Origin of the sequence: Vibrio sp. 10N.222.46.A1 (assembly GCF_041473595.1) — a bacterium.
In the GTDB taxonomy this organism is placed as follows: domain Bacteria; phylum Pseudomonadota; class Gammaproteobacteria; order Enterobacterales; family Vibrionaceae; genus Vibrio; species Vibrio tasmaniensis_A.
This window is the reverse complement of the sequence record NZ_JBFRSN010000331.1, coordinates 1-5,543: the sequence shown is the minus strand read 5'-3', so window position 1 is coordinate 5,543 and position 5,543 is coordinate 1. Positions and strand designations below refer to the sequence as shown.

Here is a 5,543-nt window from a genome sequence, read left to right as displayed (position 1 = left end):
GATACTAGGATCGAGATACCTACTGTTTTTTTTGTATTGCCCGATTTGTTTGATTTAGTTTTCGGCATAATCAGTTTGATTCTTCCTTGTTTAAGTCAGGCGCAGAAGTACGAACAATAATGGCGTTTATTTGGTCGTTTTCTACGTACCATTCTTTGGTACTTCTTGCTTCTTCTTTTGTGTTTGCTCTTAATATCACTCGGTAATATTTTTCATAAGGAGAAGAAATAGGCTGATAAACTGACGGTGACAGGTTATCAATAAAATCGTCAGCGCTTTGCTTGCTAGAGAAAGTCGCAAGTTGCACCAACCAATGTGATGAACTTGGTGTTAACTTGTTGCTTTGCAATACTTCTACAGCATCAACTTTACTTGCGTAACGAGGAAGAGCCGCTAAGTCTTTATCTTCGCTTATAAAGACAATATCTTTTACTTCGCCGGAGACGATGTAACGCTGACTGAAATTAGGCAAATACGTGAAGTCACGAGCTCGTTGAGCATGGGTGTTGGTATACCAGAAATCGGTTAAGCCAATGCTCGTTGCGATTAAACAAAAGAAGAAAAGGCTAGTGATTAAGTAACGTTTACGCCTTGTTGGCTTCCTTACTTCTGGGAGCTTCACTTTGATGCGGCAGTAAACGCCGCTAGTATTGCGATATTGGCTGATGGTTTGCTCTAACTGATAGGTGAATGCTTTCAATTGGTCAGCATTACCTTCACGATATTGGCCTTTGAATCCAATATTTATGAAGAGGTAAACTATCTCTAGAAGGTCAATCAGTTTGTGAGGCTGTCGTGCTGCTTTCTCTGCAACAGAGAAAAACAACTCACCACCATTGCGCATGCCGAAGAGCTCGCTAAGCAGTGTTTTGTTTTCCCAACCGTTTTTTTCTCCCCACTCGGAGTAGATGATGAATTCATCAATGACCACTGCATACAAAAAGCAGAGTTTATCGATAACAGCAATAGGGTAAGTAAGCTCGGTTGCTTGAGCTTTTATGTCGTTTATACCCTGTATCAACTGTTCTCTAAAAATCGCTAAATCTTCAGGTTCAGATAAGGTTGAGAGCTTGAGTGTTTTGGTTAGTAAATCGCTACTGATATTGAATAATTGATTCTCTGCCTTATCAAAGTGTCGCAAAAACTCTTCTTGGGCGCTGGTAGAATGTACAGCGACCAATTTAGAGGCTACCTGATCAGTTTCGTTATCCTTAGAGCCCTTTGTCGCTTTGTCGATGATGAGAGTTTCTTCATCTAAATAATCCATAACCATTATCTCAACGCATATAAAACGACTTCAAGGGTTGGTATACGAGCATCGACATGCAACGCGATGGCATCACGAGTGTCGAGCATATCCAACCAATTTCTATCTTTGGTATCGACTTCAAAATAAGCCACGCCTTGCATTGGCTTGAGTTCACTTGGCGCAATTGGTAAGGGTTTCAAAGAGATACCCGACAGAGAGCTTCTTACTAATTCGACAATTTTATTATTACTGCTTAGCTTCGCGGAAATAGGAAATAGCTCATTGAGCTCTGTGCTACTGATATCAGATTTAACGCTTAGAACGAAACGTCGGTTATAGATGCTACTAGGATCTTTGATCAACGTACGCAGTAACCTACGCTTTTCAAACAGTGATATATCCCATTTGAATTCAATAACAGAGTCTTGTTGAACCAATGTTAGCAAGTTTCTAAGACTAGAAAACAGCGGGTTAAAGTTATCGTATAATTTGTCATACTTTAAGGGCGGACATTCATCAGGAATAGCAGGTGTTAGTGCCATGACCTGAGCCTCAAACTGCTTCAATTTAGAATATAATTCGTGAGTCGGGTATTTGGTGTTGCTGATGGTTAATTCGAACCACGGTAACCATGAGCTCAGAGTTTGAAGCCATAAAAAGTCTTGCATCATAGATTGAGGACTTTTTTGATCTTGTCCTGCTTCAAGACGTTTCAGAAGGTTTTGAGCTCGGTTACTGACGAGTGCGTGAATCTCTTTAACTCGCTCGACAAGCAGAGTAGAAGCTCCGTAATGTAGACATGCGGGAATAAAAGATCTGTCATAGATCACTTCATCTGAATCACTGATTTCTAATATCTTAGCAACAGGAATCAGAGTAAAACCAGATGTGTCTTCACCGGCGAATTTTAGCCCAATATTTAGCTGTGCGACATCGACTTCAACGGTAGAGTTTTCTGATGTTGATGTGTCAAATACATTGATTGATTGGGTGATATAGCGACTTTGTTCCTGCCCATCTTCACAATAATCTTTGTTACCTTGTAAAGAAATCGGTAATGCGAGGTAAACGATGGTTTCTATGGTGCCTTGAGGTATATCGACAACGATTTCTTGCTTAAGGTTGAACTGAGTTCCATCGGGAAATACACCGGAGCAGCTCGGTATAGACAGTTTACCAATCTTCAATAGATCGTGATTAAGTACTAATTCGGTGATGCCATAAAAAGGAGAGAAACCAGCTAATGTCTCTATATTCTGACGAATGTAGTTCTGCACATAGCGATCTTGTTGCTGAAAGTGCTGAGGTGCTATAAACATTCCTTCTTGCCACACTACTTTTTTGAAAGCGTCCACGTAATGTCCTTTTCTATTATTTTTATATATTGGCTTGTGCATTTAAAGATTTACCACCAGCTGGAGTCGGGCTGTATTGAGGCTAACTCCGCTTTCTTACCAGTAATCGTTAACTCTAAAGTTTGCTCAGGATCTGCTGGCATCATTAAAACAGTTTTCGCTGTACTGTTCTGGTAATCGGCGAATTCAATCAATGCGGCAATATATTGAGTGTTCTTGTTAATATCTAACGTCAGTTGTTGCTCTGAGTTGGGCAGCACAATAGGCAGTACTTGTTTTGAAACTAAGTTTGCAGCCAACAACTGTAGGTCATTATTGTACAAATCAATAAAAGGCAATTGTTTAAACAGTTGCTGATCTGTGAGTTGGTAAAGCCTAACGACAACAGGGTTGGCTTGAGCATCATTGTATTGGTTGACCGTCGTATCCGCTTTAACTGTCAGTGAGTATTGGGTGACAACAGGGGCGGGGTCTGACGATGAGCACGCAGTTATCATTAAACAAAGAGACAATAGCATTAAACGTTTCATTCTTGCCTCTCACTTTGCTTTTGCATATTTTCCATAAATAATGCTTTGAACTGACGTCTGAAGTCCCCATTGTCTTGACGGTGTTGGAAGTGCTTTCGATAGATCTTCCAATATTTTTTATCCTTGTTGGAAAAAATGCCGTCACTCACGTATTCGCTAAACTGGTTTTCAAGTTGCTTTGGTGCAAATTCGTTTAGAAACTGGTCTACCGTTTGTTCCAATGCCTCAAAAAGAGCTTTTTGTTGTAGCTGTGGGTTCTGTAAGTATTGTTGGTTTTTTTCCGTCAGTGTGATGAGTTTGTCTATCGACTCTTCAATTCGTGTGTTGTTCTCGGCATTGACAGGAAAATATTCCAACTCAGCAGAGGGCAGGGAGCCTCCTCTGTTGTGAACGACTTCGTCTACTTCAATGTTGGGAACGACTTTATCGCTATCTAAATCTTCAAAGGGGTCTGACGAGAACGGGTCGTCACTCAGAACATTCGTTGAAGAAAAGTTTGAGGCTTTCTTAACTATCGTCACTTCAGGCGTAGTATCCAAAAAGTCTGTGTCATTGTCGTCAAGCTTTAAGTTGAAAGGTTCTATAAAAAGATCATCCTGATTGGTGTTATTCGTAGCATCCACTTTAGGTGCGCTTAACAGGCTAACTAACAGTGTGTAGTGACCTAATTTTATAATATCGCCATCGGAAAGTATGTATTCTTTCTCTCTTATCAATGATTTATCGTTTAACGTAGCACCATTGTTACTAACGTCTTTGATGGCGTACCCGCGTTCAGTGGGGTAGAGCTGGCAGTGAGTTCTTGAGACCCATTTGGTTTGGTCAGGTAGCGCAATATCACATGATGGCGAACGACCTAAGCTTCCGCCATTTTCAGGCAGGTAAACGACTCTAGAGGTAACGACCTCTTCAGCAGGTATAGAAATCATGTGGACACTGATAGACAATGGTTACTCCTTGCACTTGGATATAGCTGAGTTAAAACTATTTAAAAACCCGGAATAGGTTTTAAGGAATCGATTTGAAAAGTAGACCCCCATATTTTTGGTATCTAAGTTCATCGAGTTGAAGTAATCGAGTGGCAATGAAGCCTTCTCAAGTTCTCTTTCAAAGACTAAACCATCTTCTAGAACAACATCAATTTCCCTTTGCTTTAAAAGCTTTAGTAGTACTTTAGCATCTCGTGGCTGCATTACGACGTTAAATCCATTTCGTTTGAGCCAAAACCATTTACTAGAGCCAAATTTTGCAGAAAAATTCAGATTTAATTTTGATAGTTCATTAATATCAGGCTTTACGCCTGGGCCAAAATACCAATTTAAAGTCTGTTGCGCGATTGGTTCTGAGAGTGTTGCATACTCGTCACGTTCAGAGGTTTGGGTCGCAACGAAGAAACCGTGTTGTCCGCCACCATGAACACGTAGTTGTGCGTCAGACCAAGTTGTCATGGTTAACTGATAAGGTTGGCCCATTACACCTAGTGCACACTTAACCTTGTCTAAAGCAATTCCTTGCATCTCGGAATTTTCATAGGTTTGGTAGGGAGGCCAATCTTGCGTCGTGAGCATTAATCGAGATGGTCCAATTTGAACTTTAGCAAAAGTATTCATTGACCAAAAGGTAGCAATGAGCAGAGTTGCCAATGGCAATTTACTTGCAGAGGCTCTAGTTAACATCATTAGAGTGTCCTATTAGCTCAGAGATTTTCAAGATAGATACTGGCGGGTAATAATCGAGCTTATGTGCAGCCTCGATATTAACAATATATGAATATTGGCTTAGTGATTCTATTGGAATGTCCGAAGCTTTTTGGGTTCCTTGTAATATGTTTTTCGCTTTATATCCGGCGAATTGGCCAACATTGTAGTAACGGCTAACAATGCCAAACAGGGCTTTATGGCTTCTTATTGGGCTTTCGGTTGCTGAGAATGTGGGAATACCTTTTGAATGTAGCCTTGATACTACCTCGCCTCCTTGCGCAATGATGTATGAATCAGGCGGCAAATATGCCATATCAACACCTTCTTGTTTCATATTATCAATTGTGAGGCTAATTAGGTTGCTGTTTGACCTAATTTTATCAATATTTAGTGGGTACAAGATAACACGCTTGTTATGAATTTCCGATAACTCAAGCATCTTATTTGCTGTGATAATCGAATTATTTTCTTCGGCGTTATATATCACCCCAATACTTGAAACGTTAGTTAGCTTTTCAATCGCTTTAAATTGTATTTCATGAGGTACGATATGGGATACCCCGGTAAAGTTTCTTTCTTTAGAAAATAAATCAGTTACCAGTTTAGAACCCACAGGGTCGGTGACAATACTGAACACCACGGGTGTAGAGTTAGTCTTTCTAAATTCGCTTGGTTCATTATAAGTACCTAGTAACTCAAGGGTGATAGT

The 5,543-nt window shown here is 40.2% G+C and carries 6 protein-coding genes; all 6 read right to left on the bottom strand.

Features of this window, described 5'->3' with window-relative positions; genetic code table 11:
- Positions 1–70: 70 nt before the first annotated feature.
- Positions 71–1,273, bottom strand: coding sequence for a type IVB secretion system protein IcmH/DotU (gene icmH, locus AB4496_RS10915; RefSeq protein WP_102257293.1), 1,203 nt, complete (start codon positions 1,271–1,273; stop codon positions 71–73).
- Positions 1,273–2,604, bottom strand: a complete 1,332-nt coding sequence (gene tssK, locus AB4496_RS10910) for a type VI secretion system baseplate subunit TssK (RefSeq protein WP_102257292.1) — start codon at positions 2,602–2,604, stop codon at positions 1,273–1,275. Before tssK ends, icmH begins: the two co-directional genes overlap by 1 nt.
- A 50-nt stretch (positions 2,605–2,654) precedes the next feature.
- A complete protein-coding gene (gene tssJ / locus AB4496_RS10905) occupies positions 2,655–3,134 on the bottom strand; it encodes a type VI secretion system lipoprotein TssJ (RefSeq protein ID WP_102257291.1) in 480 nt (159 codons plus the stop codon).
- On the bottom strand, positions 3,131–4,081 hold the full coding sequence (locus tag AB4496_RS10900) for an FHA domain-containing protein (protein ID WP_102257290.1): 951 nt from the start codon (positions 4,079–4,081) through the stop codon (positions 3,131–3,133). The genes tssJ and AB4496_RS10900 overlap by 4 nt, the downstream gene beginning before the upstream one ends.
- A gap of 3 nt (positions 4,082–4,084) precedes the next feature.
- Positions 4,085–4,813, bottom strand: a complete 729-nt coding sequence (locus AB4496_RS10895) for a transporter substrate-binding domain-containing protein (RefSeq protein ID WP_102257289.1) — start codon at positions 4,811–4,813, stop codon at positions 4,085–4,087.
- Positions 4,800–5,543 (bottom strand): ABC transporter substrate binding protein (locus tag AB4496_RS10890; protein WP_372130941.1); only part of this gene is annotated, 744 nt, incomplete at its 5' end. The genes AB4496_RS10890 and AB4496_RS10895, both read right to left, overlap by 14 nt.